We start from the raw sequence: 16,422 nt of genomic DNA on the forward strand, positions 1-16,422 counted from the left end.
ATCCGGCGAGACTGAATTTGCATGGGGAATTTGTTCTGACAGTTCAATAAAAGCTGGATTTTGACAACTGGAATGGGGAAGGATGGTCCTCATCCGTTACTCTACGGGGAAGATGTTGAACGGCTTTTTGTCAGGAGTGCGATATACATGAAAGTCTTTCTGATCCAGGGTCACAATGTTCAATATCCTGGATTCCGAGGCAAGGTGGACAAGGGTGGCATCAGCATAATCCATGGGCAGATCGGCATATTTACCCATGAGTTTCTTTGCTGAATCCAATGCGTGGATGTCAGTTGGGACAAGTGTGACTATCCCACGAAGGACGTAGTCCAGGGCCGCTTGCTGGGCATTCAGGGAGAAGTTCAGGAGATAAAGGACTTCTGTCAGCACGGGCTCCGTCGAGTAAAGCGTACCGGTAAAAGCCCCAAACCACTCAACACACATAGCATGTGAGGCTTCACTCAAATCGATCAGCGCGACCCATGGCCCAGTGTCCAACAAGGCTCTCACGACTCACGGTCCTTGATCCCTTTGAGAATATGACGGCGATGGTTTCGGCCCAGGTCAGGAATTCCACTGCGGACAACGCCGATCAGATCTGATGCCTTGTGGATGGGTTTGTCCTCCTGCTCTTGTAAGTCAAAACGTTCAAGAAAATCCTTGATGGCCAACCTGGCGATGTCGGATTTTTTCAGACCTGTTCGCAGGGAAATATGCTGAACTTGCTCCATGTATTCGTCAGGGATACGGATTGTCATTTGCATGAAAGCCTCCTTTGCAATCAAATTGACTACAAATTAGACGCGCCCTTCCGGCTCGTCAATATGCAAGGGCTCGCCCTCGTGTCCGCCTGACGGATTGCCGGTACAAAAACAAGAAATTGTTATTAGTGACTCATTCCTGATAGCCTACAAGAAAAAACAAGAAGTTATGAACCGCCCGCTTCGCTCAAGTCGCAGGGGACGCCAAGGAAACATTTTGAAAAGCAGGGAAAGAGCTGCTTTCCAAAAGGATGTCTCACCCCTGTCGGGGTGACGTCACTTCGCCGTCAGGCGTGAAGCCTTTTGCCTGCCGCATCTTTCCAGCGGAAGACAAAAATTCTTCTCGGCGTCCTCCTACCTTGAGTAGTGGATCGCGATATCATACAATGATGTTAACATGCACAGAGGAGGATATCATGACGACTATCAGTCTTCGCGGAATTGACGCGGATACCAAGCAAATGCTCAAAGCCGAGGCCGAACGTACCGGGGCCAGCATCAATTCTTTAATTCTTGAATATATCAGGAAGGGCCTGGGAATTGGCCAAGATCAAGGGGCGCCTCATGACGACTTGGACCACCTGGCCGGCACATGGACCGAGACGGACGAGAATTCGTTTCGCGAGGCCACGGAGCCTTTCGGGCAGATTGATGAGGGCATGTGGCGATGAAATGCATTCTGATTGACACGAACGCCTATGCGGCCTTCAAAAGAGGTCGCCCTAATGCCGTTGAAGTCATCAGAAGAGCCGAAGCAATCCGGGTCAGCGTCATAGTTCTGGCGGAACTCCTGGCCGGATTTCTTTTTGGCAATCGAGAAAAAGACAACCGCATGGAGTTGAATGATTTTTTGAAATCCCCACGCGTTGCCTGGGTTCCGGTGGACAAGGAAACAACGGAACACTATGCGCGGATTTATCGGCAACTCCGCGAAGACGGCAAGCCGATCCCGACAAACGACCTGTGGATCGCGGCAACCGCCATGCGACACGGATGGCCCGTCTTCACCCTGGACCAACATTTTGCCTTCATCCGCAACCTGCTGCTTTGCCGGTCTCCAGAGGACATGCTCCCTTAACTATAGCGACACGTTCATTTGAGACGCCGGATGAATTTCCCGCATTATCATTCTATTTTGCTCGAACCACCGGCTCTATGATGTCTCCCCTTCAGGTCATAAGCGCTGACTTAACACCACAACGACATTTTAATGCACCAATCGACACCATTGATGGTTTAACCACGGGGATCACGGGGGGCACGGGGAACGTTTTCCGTTAAACCAACACTCTTTTCGTGCCCCCCGTGATCCCCGTGGTGAATAGAATCTGATCAGACGCAAGCATGCCGACCATCCATGCAACCGCGGACACACAGGGCAGACATGGTGGTCTGCCCCTACGGTTTTTCGATTTGACCCAGAATTGACATGTTCTGTCTGGACAAATAGATAACTCCATTTCACGTAAGTGCTCAAAAACTCCGGACGATGACGTTCCCTTGTGCAGGGATACCCATCGACGCGGAGTTTCGTACCAAGCTACGGGGGCCTTGCTTACGGGGGCCATGCTCCAGCCGGAACTTTGCCCTGAGTGCGTTACACCGTTGCCGCACTGGGGTGCGGCGCTTCCGGGATTTATCCCGTTGAATGCCACAAGTTTTGAGCAGATACCATTTCACCACGTCCAAAACTCCAGACAAACCCTCTTCTCGTCCCCACGAATCCTGATGTCACCACCCGTCGCTCCTCCCGCCATATCCTGCGTCCTGCCCGTCTATAACGAGGAAGGCTGCCTGCGGCCCCTGATCGAGGAGTTGGGGGGTGTGCTGAAGGATTTTGGGCGTCCTTACGAGATCATTTGCGTGGATGATTGCAGCCGGGACGGCAGTCTTGCGGTTTTGCGGGAGCTTCACGAGCAGCGCGGCGATCTGCGCGTCTTCCGACACATCCGCAATCTGGGCCAGAGCGCGGCCTTTGCCACGGGTTTCCAGGTTGCCGCCGCGCCGATCCTGATCACCATGGACGCGGACATGCAACATGACCCGCGGGACATCCCCGCCCTGCTCCGCGCCCTGACACCGGGCACGGCCATGGTTTCCGGAATCCGCGCCAATCGCCGGGACAACTGGATCAAGCGCATTTCCTCCCGGATGGGGAACCGATTTCGGGACATCGTGGCCGGGGACCGGATCGCCGATGCCGGCTGCACCTTCCGGGTCATCCGCCGGGAGGCCCTGCCGGAACTGCCGGTCTTCAACGGCATGCACCGCTTCCTGCCCACGCTGCTGCGTTGCCGGGGCCTGACCGTGGTCGAACATCCCATCAACCACCGCCCGCGGATCAGCGGCGAATCCAAATACGGCATCGGCAACCGGCTCTGGCGCGGGCTTCTGGATTGCATCGCCATCCGCTGGTACACCCGGCGGGCCATCCCGCTCCAGCGCTGGTCCGAGGGACCCGGCCGAGATACATCACGAAATGGAACAGAATGACTGATCTCCAGGCCGAGAAGAATCCGGCCGACAATTCACGAAAAGCACCGGCTGATGCGTCCGGACAGCCTTCCGGCCCCCTCTCCGACATGCAGCCCGAAAGGCCCCGCGCAAGGCCGGAAGGATTTTCCGGCAAGCCGTTCTGGAAACGCCGCCGCTTCCTGGGTGGGATCTTGATTCTGATCGTCCTGGTGGGATTGATCGTGATGAACTTCACCCCATTGCGGACTATACTGGCCCAGACCGAAATGCTCGGAGCCTGGTTCAAGGCGCAGGGGCTTTCCGGAATGCTGCTCTACATCGCCGGGGTGACCCTGCTCATCTCCATCGGCATTCCCCGGCTCCTGCTCTGTTCCATCGGGGGCATGGCCTTCGGGTTCTGGCAGGGACTGCTGCTCACCCAGGCCGGAACCCTGATCGGATTCTACGCCATCTTCACCCTGGTCCGCCATGCCGGATGGAGCTTTTCCTTTCTGCGCAAGCGGCCGAACCTGAACAGCATCCAGAAGCGCATCGGCAAGGGAGGCGCGATGTCGGTCTTCGGCATCCGAATGATGCCGCTCTCCGGCTTCTACTCCACGATCATGATGGGCATGCTGCCCATCCGGCACCGGGACTTCCTGCTGGGCACTATCCTGGGCACCTTCCCCCAGGCCATCCCCGCAACCCTCATCGGAGCCGGCGCCACCCAGGAAACCCTGCAAACCAGCATCATCTCCATCATCGCCGCGGTGGTTGCGTTTATCGCAATTTGGTACTTCATCGACTACTACCGGAAGAAGGTGCTGAAATTGCGGGAGGAAGAGGACAATGTGATCACGGAACAAGGACGCTACAGATGACTGCCCCACCTCAGGACCGCCGCACCCCAGTGCGGCCACTCCGGGACCACCGCACCCCAGTGCGGCCCGTTTTACTCTCTCCGAAGCCTCCGAATATTTCGCCTAGCTGCAAGAAGAGTGGCCGCACTGGGGTGCGGCGGTCCCAGGCACAGTCCCACGTACAGTCCCAAGCACAGTCCCAAGCACAGTTACAGGTACAGCCCCGAAAAGACCATTTGGGCTGGTATTCAAGAGGATATCTGCCGCATTTCGACGCGCAGAACCTGATCCAGCATATCACTTATCGTCTGGCCGATTCCATGCCTCGCGCAGTCATTGTCCGAATGAAGGCCGAAGCGGACGCGATGGATCGGGATGACGCATGGCGGGAAGCTGAGTTGCGCCGGAAGATCGAGGCATATCTTGACGCGGGCCATGGTTCCTGCCTGTTGAAAAGCCCCGACGTTGCGGAAATGGTGATTGAAACGTGGTTTCGATTTGACGGAGAGCGCTATCGATTGTTGGAGTGGGTGGTCATGCCCAACCATTGCCATGTCTTGATCGAACCGATCGATAACTTTCCCTTGAGTAAGATCGTTTTATCCTGGAAAAATTATACAGCCCGGTTCATCAACTCCCGCCCCGACATACAGCCCCAACATCCTGTGTGGCAAAGAGACTACTGGGATCGCTTCATTCGCAATGAAAGCCATCTCCTCACGGTTCGGGAGTATATCACCATGAACCCGGTCAAAGCCGGCTTGGCCGCAAGTCCTGAGGAATGGCCTTGGGGAAGCGCCGCAGCAAGAAGAAGTGCGGCTTGATGCCTGGGACCGCCGCACCCCAGTGCGGCCACTCTAGGACCGCCGCACCCCACTTTTGAACTCTTGCCTTGCGGCAAGAGGTGGCCGCACTGGGGTGCGGCGGTCCCAGGGCCGCACTTGTGCGGCGATCCCAGGATGCATTTCGATTTGATTGAGCCATTAACCATCCTGATCAACCAGGAATACACAAATGAACAAACATCTTGACGGTCCGCTTGGATATCTGGCGCTGGTTCTGTTTTGCCTGGTTCTTTTTCTGCCGGGGATGACGACGTTGCCGCCGTTTGACCGGGATGAGGCGCGGTTTGCGCAGGCTTCTAAGCAGATGCTGGAGGAAAGGGACTTTATTCGGATCAAGTTCCAGGAGCAGGATCGGCACAAGAAACCCGTGGGGATCTACTGGCTGCAGGCTGCTTCGGCCAGGATCTTCAATCCGGATGCGCTCTGGCCGTACCGCCTGCCCTCCGTCTTGGGGGCCGTGCTGGCCGTGCTGCTGACCTTTTCCCTGGCCAAGCGGGCCATGGAGGCGAAGTACGCCTTTCTGGCCGCGGCCATGCTGGCAGCAACCGTACTGCTGGTCACGGAAGCCCATTTGGCCAAGACGGACGCCATGCTCCTGGCGTTCATCACCGCCATCCAGGTCGCCCTGGCCAGGTACTATGTCCGCAAGCCGGACACGCCGGCCGAGCCATGGCTGTGGCTGCTTTTCTGGGGCGGGATGGGCGGTTCGATCCTGCTCAAGGGGCCGGTGGGGCCGATGATCGCCGGAGTCACCCTGGTCACCCTGTTCATCGCCGACCGCCACGATCCCCGCCGCTTCTCCTGGCTGCGCGGCTTGCGCCCCATGGCCGGACTGCTTCTGGTCGCGGTGATGGTCCTGCCCTGGCTGATCGCCGTTTCCATGGCCACGGACGGCTCCTTTGTCTCCGACGCGGTCAAGGGCGATCTGCTGCCCAAGCTGATCTCCGGCCACGAATCCCACGGCGCGCCTCCGGGAATGTATCTCCTGCTCTTCACCCTGACCTTCTGGCCGGCCTCGCTCCTGGCCTGGCCCGCCCTGGTCCGGACCTGGAAAATGCGCTCCGGCGAGACCTCCAATCGTCTGCCCCGCTTCCTCTGGGCCTGGATCGTGCCCAACTGGATCATCTTCGAGCTGGTCCCCACCAAGCTGCCCCACTACGTCCTGCCGCTCTACCCGGCCATCGCGCTACTCACGGCCCTCTGGCTGGCCGGTCTTGCCGCGCAGGTGGAACCGGGCAAGTACGGCCGCTGGATCGAGAAAATCGGCTCCGGCTTGTGGCTGATCATCGGCGCGGTTCTGGGATTGGGACTGGTAATCGCCCCGCTGTACCTGGACAGATCCGTCTCCTGGTGGGGCCTACTCGCGGCCCTGATCGTAGCGGGCATGACCTATGCCGGATGGCGGCTGTACCGCGAACGGAAAATGCTCCAGGTCTGCGGTGTGCTGCTTCTGGGCGCGGTCCTGGTCTTCCCGGTGATCCTGGGCAAGGGGCTGCCGGAACTGCGCGGCTTCTGGGTCAGCCGGACCCTGCAGCAAACCATCGAGGCCCTGCGCCAGGAGCATCCCGATCTGCACGGACGGATCGCTTCCACCGGCTTCCAGGAACCCAGTCTGGTCTTTTTGCTGGGCACGAACATCCGGCTCATCAATCCTATCCAGGCCGCCCACCATCTGGCGGAACATCCCCACGGCCTGGCCCTGATCGAATCCCGCCGTAAAGCCCAGTTCCAAGACACTCTGGACGAAATCGGTCTTGCGGTTGAACCACTGGCCAATGTCCGGGGATTCAACTACTCCAAGGGGCAATGGGTCACCATCGGCATCTACGCCAATGCCGGACGGTGAATCCGGCTCCACAACACCATGATACGCTAACTTACTCTCATCCAAATCGAAATCGCAATCGAAATCGCAATCGAAATCGATCGTCATGTCATGAGATAACGGCACACCGGTGAAGAATACCCTTTTCCGATTTCGATTGCGATTTCGATTTCGATTGCGATAGATGAAACCCGAGAATCAAGTGCCCTGAGGTCCGACTGAAATGGATTGAGTTCTCAGCTGCTTTCTTTTATCTTTCAAAGGATTTTGTGCGTGACGAGGAACTGCTCATGAAAATCCATGGAAGAAATTGAACCGCCCGCTCCCGCTGGTCGCTTTAAGGCACGAAGAACGCCAAGCGTGGAAGGTGAATACCCCCATCAGGGGGAGGAAATCCATTTGGAAAGCAGCTTTTTCCCCTGCTTTCCTATTATGTTTTCTTGGCGAACTTGGCGCCTTCCATGAGAAGGCTAGTCAACGTCCGCCGTGGCGGACCACCTTTTTATGCCTGCGAGCCCTTGGTGAGCAGTCCCATTAAGTCATGCTTCCATTCGCACTCTTAGTGGGCCTTTGCCATTAGGCCCGGTGCACTGTGGGATCCTCATGTTGGAAGCTGCCACCTTAAGCACGGTCTTTTGTTGTCGCCGGCAAGCGACTTGACCTGGACGCCAATCGCAGTCTTCCGGATGGGACTTTTCAATTATGGGCATTGATGAAGGTGTGATAACAGATTGACTTGACGACATGTTTCTTTACCGTGATTGGTTCATGTAATTATGTTGGACAAATTCAATGTTTTGGGAGCGATTATTGATTTTATATGGTGCGGCTGCACTTTAGGCTGCTTTTTTGGCTTTTGGCTGGTTATAGAAAGGATCGTAAGCCTCTCCTGTAACCCAGAGCCTATGCAACAACACGGCTAATTTACGTGCCACGGCGACGACTGCACGCTTTTTGGCCATCTTACCACCATGTTGAGATATTCTGTTTCCAAATCGCTTTAATTCGCAGTCAGGTCCAAAAGGGCCGAGGATATAATGCGCACAATTGACCAGCAACTGACGCAAGTAGATGTTACCACATTTGGTGATCCGAAGCTGTTTGTCCATTTCTCCGGATTGATCCTTGCGAGGAACCATACCCAAGGCCGGACCGACTTCACGGCTCTTTTGAAAACGGGTGGAATCTTCCAGGGTCAGGACAAACGCCAGTGCAGTTATGGGACCAACTCCGACTACCTGTCGCAATACTTCCGTCTCTTTGTATTTCTCCTTGCTCAGATTCTCTATCTGACGATCATACTCCCTGATCGCCTTGTTCAATTGCTCAATTTGCGAAAGCAGCGGCAACAATGCTGGCTTCAGAATTTCCGGCATGTGTTCTTTGGCACGTTTGGCCATAGCTTCAGCGCTGGAATCCGGGATGCGTGCTCCCATCGATTTCACCGCGCCGCGAACATAGTTGATCAATCCGGACCTGGTTTGAACCAGCATGTCTCTGGCCTTGATGATTGCAAGATCCGCCTGGGCTCCTTCGTTACGATGATAGATAGGGTACAACAGATTTGGATCAAATCTCGCTATCCTGCCCAAGGTCTCGGCATCGCGGAAATCAGTCTTGACCGGACTACGCCAGATGGAAGGAAGTTTGCGAGCGTTGCCCACAAGAACCCGACATCCTAGTTTTTCCAGTAAATGACTGACCCAGGGAGAGTGGGTACCGTTTTCAATAGCAACCAAATTTCCAGCAAAGGGTGAGAAAAATTTCTTGAAGGCTGTCATTGTAGTGGTCACTTTCAATTTTTGCTGAATGTTGCCGGCTGGATCAATAATGCAAACAGCGCTTTGCTTGTCGCCAAGGTCGACACCGAGTGTAAAGTTGAATAGTGTTTTCATGGCTGGTTCTCCTCATGTTTGCAGCAAAGACTGCGTTGAACTTTGAGCATGATTTTACTCATAGCTCGTTAGGAGGGCCAGCCTTCTCATCCTACCTTGAGCGAAGCGAGCGGTTCAATATTCAAGTATACTTATACCCCAAACAAGCTCCCGAACCTCATTCTAACACCAATCACAACTACCCATGCGCTATTACCCCATTCTTCTCGACTTACGTGACAAACACTGCCTTGTGGTCGGCGTGGGCCAGGTTGGCACACGCAAGGTGCAGACCCTGCTTTCCTGCGCGCCGGCAGGCTTGCGCATCGTGGACACCCGCGAACCGGATCCCTGCTGGCAGGAAGTGATCGACCAGGGGCTGGTGGATTATCACGTCCGCACCTTCGAACCCGCTGATCTGGACGGCCGCTTCCTGGTCATTGCCTGCACCAACGACGAGTCTCTGAACTGGCAAATCAGCCGCCTCTGCGCGGAGCGGGGCATTTTGTGCAATATCGTGGATCAGCCCGAAAAGTGCAGCTTCATCCTTCCTTCCATGCACAACCAGGGCGATCTGACCATCGCCGTTTCCACCTCCGGCTCCAGTCCGGCCCTGGCCAAGAAAATCCGCGAGGAGCTGGGAACCTGTTTCGGACCGGAGTACGGCCGCTTCCTGGCCCTGATGCGCCGGTTGCGGCCCCTGGTCCTGGAACTGGAGCTGCCCACGTCGGTGAACACCGCCTTGTTCCGGAACCTGACCCGCTCCGAACTGCTGGACGTGATCAGCCAGGACGATCCGGAACTGGTCCTGGACGTGCTGAAAAAGCACCTTCCGGAAACCCTGCACCATCGCCTGGAGGGCGTTGTCAGTGAACCTGATTGAAATCCTGGAACTCGCGGCCTTGGCGCTCTATTTTGTCGGCGCCCTGCTCCACATTACCGCGGTCCTGGTGCGCAAGCCGCTGCTCCGGCAGGCCGGTCAGATTTCCACGGTCGTCGGGTTCGGCCTGCACACCCTGGACATCCTTTTCTATCTGAACAGACACGGCGTGGACGCCCTGGGTCATGGGCCCTTTCATTTCAGCCTCCTGGCCTGGACCTTGATCATCGTCTATCTGGCGTTGAACTGGCGGCTGCATACCAATTTCCTGGCCCTGACCGCCCTGCCCCTGGCCTTGATCGCCTACTCCTTCGCCACGACCCTGCCCAGCGTGGAGGTGGCCCTTCCGGACAGTTTCATGCTGCTCTGGTTCGGCCTGCATATCGGCACGCTGTTTCTGAGCATCTGCCTGTTGGCCATGGCAGCCAGCTCCGGCGCGGTCTATCTGTTCCTGGAGAACAAGATCAAGGGCAAGGCCAAAATCACCGGCCTGAGCAAGGATCTGCCCTCCCTGGCCATGTTCGACAAGGTCAATTCCTGGGCCGTTAATCTGGGCTTTCCGCTGTTCACCATCGGCCTGCTGTCCGGCTTTCTCTGGGCCCACTTCACCTGGGAACGTTTTTTCTCCTGGGATCCCAAGGAAGTCGCCGCGATCATCGTCTGGCTGCTGTTCGCCTTCCTGTTCCATCAGCGCCTCGTCAACGGATGGCGCGGCCGCAAGCCGGCCAAGCTGGCCATCTGGATCTTCGCCCTGTCCCTGATCTCCATGATCGGGATCAACTTTTTTCTGGACACCCACCACAGCTTTCAACCCTGAGTCATGAATCAACACATCTGTCTGCTCGGACTCAACCACCGCACCGCGCCGGTCGAGGTGCGGGAGCGCTACGCCCTGCCTGACCCGGATCCCCGGGAACAGGGGCTGATCACGGCGCAATCCGGCGTCAAGGAGGCCATGATCCTCTCCACCTGCAACCGGGTGGAATTTCTGGCCGTTGGGCGCCCGGACAGGGACCTGGCCAAGGAAATCCTTCATTTCTGGGCCGAAACCCGCAACGGCGACGTCCATGAGCTGCAAAAGCACACCTATATCCACCAGAACCTGAACGCGGTGACCCATCTCTTTTCCGTGGCTTCCAGCCTGGATTCGATGATCCTCGGCGAACCCCAGATTCTCGGCCAGCTCAAGCAGGCCTACCGCCGCAGCCTCAAACAGGGAACCGCCGGCGTGGTGCTGAACCGGCTGCTGCACAAGTCCTTCAGCGTGGCCAAACGGGTGCGCACCGAAACAAAGGTGGCCTCCAACGCGGTGTCCATCAGCTTTGCCGCGGTGGAACTGGCCAAACGCATCTTCGGCGACCTGGGCGGCCAGACCGCCATGCTCGTGGGCGCCGGCGAAATGGCCGAACTGGCGGCCCAGCACCTGCTATCCGCCGGAGTGAAGCGGATGCTCATCGCCAACCGCACCCACGCCCGGGGCTGTGAACTGGCCTCCCGGATCAGCGGGGAGGCCGTGCTCTTCTCCGAACTCTTCGAGCGGATGGCCGAAGCGGACATCGTGATCAGCTCCACCGGGGCCACCCAGACGGTCATTCGGCGGCGCGACGTCCAATCCATCATGAAGCAGCGCCGCAACCGGCCCATGTTTTTCATCGACATCGCCGTGCCCCGGGATATCGATCCGGACGTGAACAGCCTGGACAACATCTTCCTCTACGACATCGACGATCTGAAGGAGGTGGTGGAGGAAAACCTCAGCCAGCGCAAATCCGAAGCGGCCAAGGCCATGGTCCTCGTGGAGGAGGAAACGGAAAAATTCGCCATCTGGCTGCGCTCGCTGGACCTCAAGCCGACCATCCTGGACCTGCTGTCCTCCGGCGAGCACATTGCCCGCAAGGAACTGAAGAAGACCTTGCGCCGGCTGGGCCCCAAGGCCGATGATCCGGAAATCAACGAGGCCCTGGAAACCCTGGTCCTCTCCCTGGCCCACAAGCTCTACCACCAGCCCCTGGATTTCCTGAAGCGCCGCGCTCGGGAAGAAGACGCCGGCGCCCGGTACATCGACATCACCCGCAGAATGTTCAATCTGGACAACGAACCACCCATGCCGGACGCCCACCCGGATCGGCGATGCGGAGCGAAGAAGAATCAGGACTGACCTGGCGGAATCGGCCAACATGCGGGATGGAACCGCCCGCTCCCGTTGGTCGCTCAAGGCACGGAGAACGCCAAGAAGAAGTTGACGATCGACAGGTGCCTTGTGCAACCCCATGCGGATGCCGGCCTGTCGTAGGGGCGGTTCGCGAACCGCCCCTACACCTCGGCACCGGAATGAATGTCAGGTACCCGGAAAGAGTCAACCTGAATTTACGTCAGAATGAACCATCCCCCGCTGGAAAGATGCGAAAGGTGCAAGGCATCATGCCTGACTACGAACATCTCATCACCCCGGAAGGGGTGTGGCAATCCTTTTGGAAAGCAGCTCTTGCCCTGCTTTCCAAAAATGTTTTCCTTGGCGTCCTCAGCGCCATGAGCGAAGCGGGCGGTTTGTTCCCAAACCCCATGCTTCACGAAAACTCGTTCCCGAGACGAAGTAATCCTCTCATTCCACGCCCAGACGAAAACTACATGGAGGAATCCATTGCGCTCGTATCTGATCGATGAACTGAATTCGACCGACATGCAGCGACTGCTGCCTTTCCTGGAATCCCAGGGCCTGAAGGCCTCGGTGGACGGGATGTACTGGCTGCAGATTCCGGACGATCTGCTTTCCCCGGAACAAGCCCAGCACGCGGAAGAATGCGGCCCCTTTGTCTGTTCCCTGGAAACCGGCCAAGACTGGTTCAAGGTGGAACTCCTGGTCCGCGGCCGCGGCAAGCTCCGCTGCTCCTGCATCGCCTACGCAACGCCAAACCAGCGTGAGTGGATCCTGGATCAGGTTGATGAGACCTTGAGCCGGCTGGAGATCCCCGTATAATCACCCCCCCCGATCCAACGAACATCCTCGTGCCCCCCACATAATCGCAATCGCAATCGCAATCGAAATCGAAATCGAAACCAGACCCTCAAGATTGAACCACGGGGTACACGGGGTACACGGGGAGCACGGGGGGGGAGCATATTTTCACTTTGCATGGGTAGAGAACCCGATTTAATTCGATTTCGATTTCGATTGCGATTTCGATTTCGACTGAAACGCGGGAACCATCTGCTTGGAACGGAACTGATATGCCCCCTTCAATCCTGCCAGCCAGAATCCAGGACCTGCCGCCGAATTGGGCGCGGTTTTGTTTGGGGGTTGAGGAGTTTTTGCTGCACAGGCTTTGCCTTGCGCTTCAGGGCCGGCATGTGGTGCTGGCTTGTTCCGCGGGCAGTGACTCCCTGGCCCTGCTGCTGATTATGCATTGCCTGGCGCCGCGTCTGGAACTCACCATCACCGTGGCGCACCTGGACCACGGGTTGCGCCCGGAGTCCGGGAGGGAATCCCAGGAGGTCGCGCGGCTCTGCCATCGGTTGAACAGGCCTGTGGTTACCGGTTGCTGCGACGTGGGCCGATATGCCCGCAAAATCGGAGTCGGTCTGGAGGAAGGCGGCCGGATCTTGCGGTATCGCTTCCTGTCCGGCGTGCGTCGCAGGAGCAAGGCGGACTTGCTGTTCACCGCGCACCATGCCGACGACCTGGTCGAGGATGTCCTGATGCGGCTGATCCGCGGCACGGGCTGGCCGGCCTTGTCCGGCATGCCCGCATTGGACCCCCATCGCCGCCTTGTTCGCCCGCTGCTGCACACTCCAAAAAATGACCTGCGCGAGTTCCTCCGAGCCATCGACGTCTGCTGGTGGGAAGACGCCGGCAATGCCGATCTCGCCTTTACCCGCAATCGCATCCGCAACACGATCATCCCGCTTCTGACCCAGGAAAATCCCCGCCTTCCGGAAAGCATCATCCGCCTGCACGACCAGGGAGCCGAAGATGCATCCTTTTTTGCATCCGTGATCACCCCGCTTCTGGAGCAAACCCGCCTGCAAAACCATTTCCTGCATGGATCCCTACTGACCACTCTGCACACCGCATTGCGTTTGCGTCTGTACAAAGCCGTACTGGATGATTTAGGTACAGGACAGATTCTGCATGACACGTTGCGCCGTCTGGACCGGGCCTGGCAGCAAGGCCGAGCCGGAGCCACATTCCAGTTTCCCGGAGGAAAAACCGCTGTTGTCGGCTCGAACGGCGTGCAATTTCATGCTCCCGGAGTTCCCTCAACAGGATAATACGCGGGCTTTACCCGCAAGACAGATACTACAGCGACACTTCCATTTCTATCGTCTGACAAAGTTTTATTTACCATGGGGCACACGGAGGTTGGTGCAAAAAGTCCCTTGGGGCGAATCCAATTCCCCAAGGTCTTTCGGCAACTTCCTGTTTTTACACACCACAAGCCACAAGTCACTGACCACTGCCGAGTGCAAAAAGCACTTTTTGCACTCGGCTCCACACGGGGAACCCAGGGAAAAGAGTTTTGGTTTAACGGAATATGTCCCCGTGTCCCTCGTGGTTAAACCATCAGCGGCGTCGATTGGTTCATCAAAATATCGTTGTAGTGGTAACAATTTCTTATTATTCCAGGCTTGAAAGCAGTAAGTCACGAATGTAACCACACGGATCACCACAGGAGGCATGGCAATGCGGCTGAGCGTCAAACTGTTTTTCGGCATTCTTCTCATTGCTTTCATGGCCTCCGGCGCGACCGGTTCCTACTTCTATTTCCAGGCCAAGAACGCAATGCTGGACTCCATTCGCCAGCAGCTCAAGGCCACCGCCAAGATGGCCTCCATGCTCCTGGACGGCGACGTCCTGCAGCAGCTTACCCATCCATCACAGATGACCTCGCCTGAATATCTGGCGATCCAGGATCTCATGGGCGCCATTGCCCAGTCCAATGAGGAGTATCTTTACGCCTACACCATGCGCCTGGAAAATGGGCAGGTGCGGTTTATCGTGGACTCTCCGGCCCATGACGACGACGGCGACGGCGTGATCAGCGAGGACGAGCTGCCCGAACCGCTCGGAGCGTTGTATCCTGATCCCCCGGCGGAAATGATCCACGGATTCGTCCGGCCATCCAGCGATGAGCAACCGCACCACGATCAGTGGGGGGTTACCATGTCCGGGTATGCTCCTATCCTCAATGCAATGGGGCAGCCCATCGGATTGATCGGCATCGACATGTCCATCGACCGGGTGGAAAGCAAGCTGGCGTCCATTCGCCGCGCGGGTCTCGTCTCCCTGGGCATTGCCCTGCTGGTGGCCGTATTCATGGGGTGGTACTTCAGCCGGCGCATCTTTCAGCCGCTAGTGGCAATGCAGCACGCTCTGGCCCGGGTCGGCGAGGGGGACTACTCCATCCAGCTTGACGAATCAGGTCGGGATGAAATTGCCGCCTCGGCCAGAACCTATAACGCCATGGTTCGCGAGCTGAAGGAAAAAGCCTTGATGAAAGCCAGCCTGGGAAAGGTGCTCAATACCCAGGCCATGCAGCACATTGTGGCAGATCGCCTCAAGCTGGGCGGGGAAATATACCCGGTTACCGTGCTGGTCTGCGATCTGCGCGGTTTCTCCCGGCTAAGCCGGAAACTGCCGCCCAAGCTTTTGGTGGGGCTGCTCAACGACTACTTCACGGTCATGGTCGAAATCATCCAGAAGCATGGCGGAATGGTGGACAAGTTTGTCGGGGACATGGTTCTGGCGGTTTTCGGCCATCCGGTTCCCCTGGAAGACGAACAGCAGGCCGCCTTGCGCGCGGCCCGGGAAATGATCGCCCGGTGCGACGACCTGAATCAACAGCTTCACCTGGGTGAAGATCTGCTGCTTGAAAACTCTGTCGGATTGGATTCCGGCACGGTCCTGGCCGGCAACATCGGCAGTCCGGAACGGATGGAGTATACCGTCATCGGCCATGCCGTGAACGTCGCGGCCCGCGTGGAGCGGTTGACGAGGGTTCTTGACGTGCGTCTGGCGGTCAGCATGGATTTCATCGAAGCCCACGGCGACGGGCACAACCTGACCAACGCAGGTCCCCGCAATCTCCCTGGAATGGATTTGACCATGGAGGTGTATGTTGAAGAGAAGGGGAAGACATAGCTTATCGTAACTGCTCAATACTTTTCATGACAAGCTTGGATTGTTCCGGCTTTTACTCCGATAATCGGTATCGGGGTCGGGGTCGGGGTCGGTATCGGGGTCGGGGTCGGTATCGGGGTCGGTATTGGGGTCGGGGTCGGGGTCGGTATTGGGGTCGGGGTCGGGGTCGGTATTGGGGTCGGGGTCGGGGTCGGTATTGGGGTCGGTATCGGGGTCGGTATCGGTATCGGTATCGTATTGAAAAATTGGAGTAACTACCCAGCTCATCCGAAAAAACGGGCTGGATACCGGCCTTCGCCGGTATGACTGAACTGGGGAAGGACGTGGCACGATATGTCATTCGGCGAAGGCCGGAATCCAGCGCTGGCAAGGCAACAGTAGAGTATGTGCTGAGTAGTTACAAACTGGAGGTCCCTCAAGATTCAGCTTTTGATACCGACTCCGATACCGAACCCGATACCGACTCCGTTACCGACTCCGTTACCGACCCCGATACCGACTCCGATACCGACTCCGATACCGACCCCGATACCGACCCCGATCTCAATCTCGATCTCGATCTCGATCTCGATCCAAAATCGGCAACAGCGTTATTATTGTAAATCAAGTAGTTACTCCAGGTTATCCTGGGTACGGAACAAAAAAGGGCTACCCCTTCGGGTAGCCCTTTTTGTTTTCTTGTAACTGCTCAAAAAGGTCGGGCGATGAGATTTGCTGTGCAAGGATTCCCACCTGCGCAACGTTTCATGATCCAGCTCCTTGGGCCAAGCTCCAGCCGGAACTA

Annotated in this window: 18 protein-coding genes; 14 read left to right on the top strand and 4 right to left on the bottom strand. The window is 57.1% G+C overall.

The genetic code is table 11. The features are described from left to right. Window positions 1–96 precede the first annotated feature (96 nt). The gene (locus ACYQ15_RS06430) at window positions 97–510 is read right to left on the bottom strand and encodes a type II toxin-antitoxin system VapC family toxin (RefSeq protein ID WP_459936702.1); all 414 of its coding nucleotides are present in this window, start codon (window positions 508–510) and stop codon (window positions 97–99) included. Further along, window positions 507–764: a ribbon-helix-helix protein, CopG family gene (locus tag ACYQ15_RS06435; RefSeq protein WP_459936703.1), complete on the bottom strand. Its 258-nt coding sequence runs from the start codon at window positions 762–764 to the stop codon at window positions 507–509. Before ACYQ15_RS06435 ends, ACYQ15_RS06430 begins: the two co-directional genes overlap by 4 nt. A gap of 413 nt (window positions 765–1,177) precedes the next feature. Here ACYQ15_RS06435 and ACYQ15_RS06440 point away from each other — a divergent pair, with 413 nt between their 5' ends. From ACYQ15_RS06440 to ACYQ15_RS06465, 6 genes are all read left to right on the top strand, one after another. After that, window positions 1,178–1,432: a hypothetical protein gene (locus tag ACYQ15_RS06440; RefSeq protein WP_459936704.1), complete on the top strand. Its 255-nt coding sequence runs from the start codon at window positions 1,178–1,180 to the stop codon at window positions 1,430–1,432. Continuing rightward, window positions 1,429–1,839 (top strand): type II toxin-antitoxin system VapC family toxin, encoded by a 411-nt coding sequence (locus ACYQ15_RS06445; RefSeq protein ID WP_459936705.1) that lies wholly within the window; start codon window positions 1,429–1,431, stop codon window positions 1,837–1,839. Before ACYQ15_RS06440 ends, ACYQ15_RS06445 begins: the two co-directional genes overlap by 4 nt. A gap of 650 nt (window positions 1,840–2,489) precedes the next feature. Further along, window positions 2,490–3,254, top strand: a complete 765-nt coding sequence (locus ACYQ15_RS06450; protein WP_459936706.1) for a glycosyltransferase family 2 protein — start codon at window positions 2,490–2,492, stop codon at window positions 3,252–3,254. After that, on the top strand, window positions 3,251–4,096 hold the full coding sequence (locus ACYQ15_RS06455; RefSeq protein WP_459936707.1) for a TVP38/TMEM64 family protein: 846 nt from the start codon (window positions 3,251–3,253) through the stop codon (window positions 4,094–4,096). The genes ACYQ15_RS06450 and ACYQ15_RS06455 overlap by 4 nt, the downstream gene beginning before the upstream one ends. A gap of 299 nt (window positions 4,097–4,395) precedes the next feature. Next, on the top strand, window positions 4,396–4,899 hold the full coding sequence (locus ACYQ15_RS06460) for an REP-associated tyrosine transposase (protein ID WP_459936708.1): 504 nt from the start codon (window positions 4,396–4,398) through the stop codon (window positions 4,897–4,899). Between the two features lie 190 nt (window positions 4,900–5,089). Further along, on the top strand, window positions 5,090–6,766 hold the full coding sequence (locus ACYQ15_RS06465) for an ArnT family glycosyltransferase (protein ID WP_459936709.1): 1,677 nt from the start codon (window positions 5,090–5,092) through the stop codon (window positions 6,764–6,766). A gap of 815 nt (window positions 6,767–7,581) precedes the next feature. On the opposite strand, the gene ACYQ15_RS06470 is transcribed toward ACYQ15_RS06465, so the two are convergent. Beyond that, window positions 7,582–8,640 (bottom strand): IS110 family RNA-guided transposase, encoded by a 1,059-nt coding sequence (locus ACYQ15_RS06470; RefSeq protein WP_459936199.1) that lies wholly within the window; start codon window positions 8,638–8,640, stop codon window positions 7,582–7,584. Window positions 8,641–8,824: 184 nt separating this feature from the next. Here ACYQ15_RS06470 and ACYQ15_RS06475 point away from each other — a divergent pair, with 184 nt between their 5' ends. The 7 genes from ACYQ15_RS06475 (at window position 8,825) to ACYQ15_RS06505 (ending at window position 15,638) form a co-directional block, all read left to right on the top strand. Beyond that, entirely contained in the window at window positions 8,825–9,502 is a 678-nt protein-coding gene (locus ACYQ15_RS06475) for a precorrin-2 dehydrogenase/sirohydrochlorin ferrochelatase family protein (RefSeq protein WP_459936710.1), read from the top strand. Continuing rightward, complete coding sequence (ccsA, locus tag ACYQ15_RS06480) at window positions 9,489–10,316, top strand: cytochrome c biogenesis protein CcsA (protein ID WP_459936711.1); 828 nt, start codon at window positions 9,489–9,491, stop codon at window positions 10,314–10,316. Before ACYQ15_RS06475 ends, ccsA begins: the two co-directional genes overlap by 14 nt. 3 nt (window positions 10,317–10,319) lie before the next feature. After that, complete coding sequence (hemA, locus tag ACYQ15_RS06485) at window positions 10,320–11,657, top strand: glutamyl-tRNA reductase (RefSeq protein ID WP_459936712.1); 1,338 nt, start codon at window positions 10,320–10,322, stop codon at window positions 11,655–11,657. 263 nt (window positions 11,658–11,920) lie between these two features. Then, on the top strand, window positions 11,921–12,163 hold the full coding sequence (locus ACYQ15_RS06490; RefSeq protein ID WP_459936713.1) for a hypothetical protein: 243 nt from the start codon (window positions 11,921–11,923) through the stop codon (window positions 12,161–12,163). Beyond that, complete coding sequence (locus ACYQ15_RS06495) at window positions 12,141–12,476, top strand: hypothetical protein (RefSeq protein ID WP_459936714.1); 336 nt, start codon at window positions 12,141–12,143, stop codon at window positions 12,474–12,476. Before ACYQ15_RS06490 ends, ACYQ15_RS06495 begins: the two co-directional genes overlap by 23 nt. Before the next feature lie 251 nt (window positions 12,477–12,727). Beyond that, entirely contained in the window at window positions 12,728–13,768 is a 1,041-nt protein-coding gene (gene tilS / locus ACYQ15_RS06500; protein WP_459936715.1) for a tRNA lysidine(34) synthetase TilS, read from the top strand. A gap of 412 nt (window positions 13,769–14,180) precedes the next feature. Next, window positions 14,181–15,638 carry an adenylate/guanylate cyclase domain-containing protein gene (locus tag ACYQ15_RS06505; protein ID WP_459936716.1) on the top strand — a complete coding sequence of 486 codons (1,458 nt, stop codon included), beginning with the start codon at window positions 14,181–14,183 and terminating at the stop codon, window positions 15,636–15,638. Window positions 15,639–15,662: 24 nt separating this feature from the next. Here ACYQ15_RS06505 and ACYQ15_RS06510 read toward each other — a convergent pair whose 3' ends face one another. Next, complete coding sequence (locus tag ACYQ15_RS06510) at window positions 15,663–15,905, bottom strand: hypothetical protein (RefSeq protein ID WP_459936717.1); 243 nt, start codon at window positions 15,903–15,905, stop codon at window positions 15,663–15,665. 56 nt (window positions 15,906–15,961) lie between these two features. Here ACYQ15_RS06510 and ACYQ15_RS06515 point away from each other — a divergent pair, with 56 nt between their 5' ends. Then, window positions 15,962–16,240, top strand: a complete 279-nt coding sequence (locus tag ACYQ15_RS06515; protein WP_459936718.1) for a hypothetical protein — start codon at window positions 15,962–15,964, stop codon at window positions 16,238–16,240. Window positions 16,241–16,422 lie beyond the last annotated feature (182 nt).

Source organism: Desulfonatronum parangueonense (assembly GCF_054656975.1).

Coding starts and splice junctions, on each gene's coding strand:
- ACYQ15_RS06505 (WP_459936716.1), top strand. CDS start 14,181: ATGCGGCTGAGCGTCAAACTGTTTTTCGGCATTCTTCTCATTGCTTTC.
- ACYQ15_RS06450 (WP_459936706.1), top strand. CDS start 2,490: ATGTCACCACCCGTCGCTCCTCCCGCCATATCCTGCGTCCTGCCCGTC.
- hemA (WP_459936712.1), top strand. CDS start 10,320: ATGAATCAACACATCTGTCTGCTCGGACTCAACCACCGCACCGCGCCG.
- ACYQ15_RS06475 (WP_459936710.1), top strand. CDS start 8,825: ATGCGCTATTACCCCATTCTTCTCGACTTACGTGACAAACACTGCCTT.
- ACYQ15_RS06460 (WP_459936708.1), top strand. CDS start 4,396: ATGCCTCGCGCAGTCATTGTCCGAATGAAGGCCGAAGCGGACGCGATG.
- ACYQ15_RS06435 (WP_459936703.1), bottom strand. CDS start 764: ATGCAAATGACAATCCGTATCCCTGACGAATACATGGAGCAAGTTCAG.
- ACYQ15_RS06470 (WP_459936199.1), bottom strand. CDS start 8,640: ATGAAAACACTATTCAACTTTACACTCGGTGTCGACCTTGGCGACAAG.
- ACYQ15_RS06510 (WP_459936717.1), bottom strand. CDS start 15,905: ATGAGCTGGGTAGTTACTCCAATTTTTCAATACGATACCGATACCGAT.
- ACYQ15_RS06465 (WP_459936709.1), top strand. CDS start 5,090: ATGAACAAACATCTTGACGGTCCGCTTGGATATCTGGCGCTGGTTCTG.
- ACYQ15_RS06455 (WP_459936707.1), top strand. CDS start 3,251: ATGACTGATCTCCAGGCCGAGAAGAATCCGGCCGACAATTCACGAAAA.
- ACYQ15_RS06490 (WP_459936713.1), top strand. CDS start 11,921: ATGCCTGACTACGAACATCTCATCACCCCGGAAGGGGTGTGGCAATCC.
- tilS (WP_459936715.1), top strand. CDS start 12,728: ATGCCCCCTTCAATCCTGCCAGCCAGAATCCAGGACCTGCCGCCGAAT.
- ACYQ15_RS06440 (WP_459936704.1), top strand. CDS start 1,178: ATGACGACTATCAGTCTTCGCGGAATTGACGCGGATACCAAGCAAATG.
- ACYQ15_RS06445 (WP_459936705.1), top strand. CDS start 1,429: ATGAAATGCATTCTGATTGACACGAACGCCTATGCGGCCTTCAAAAGA.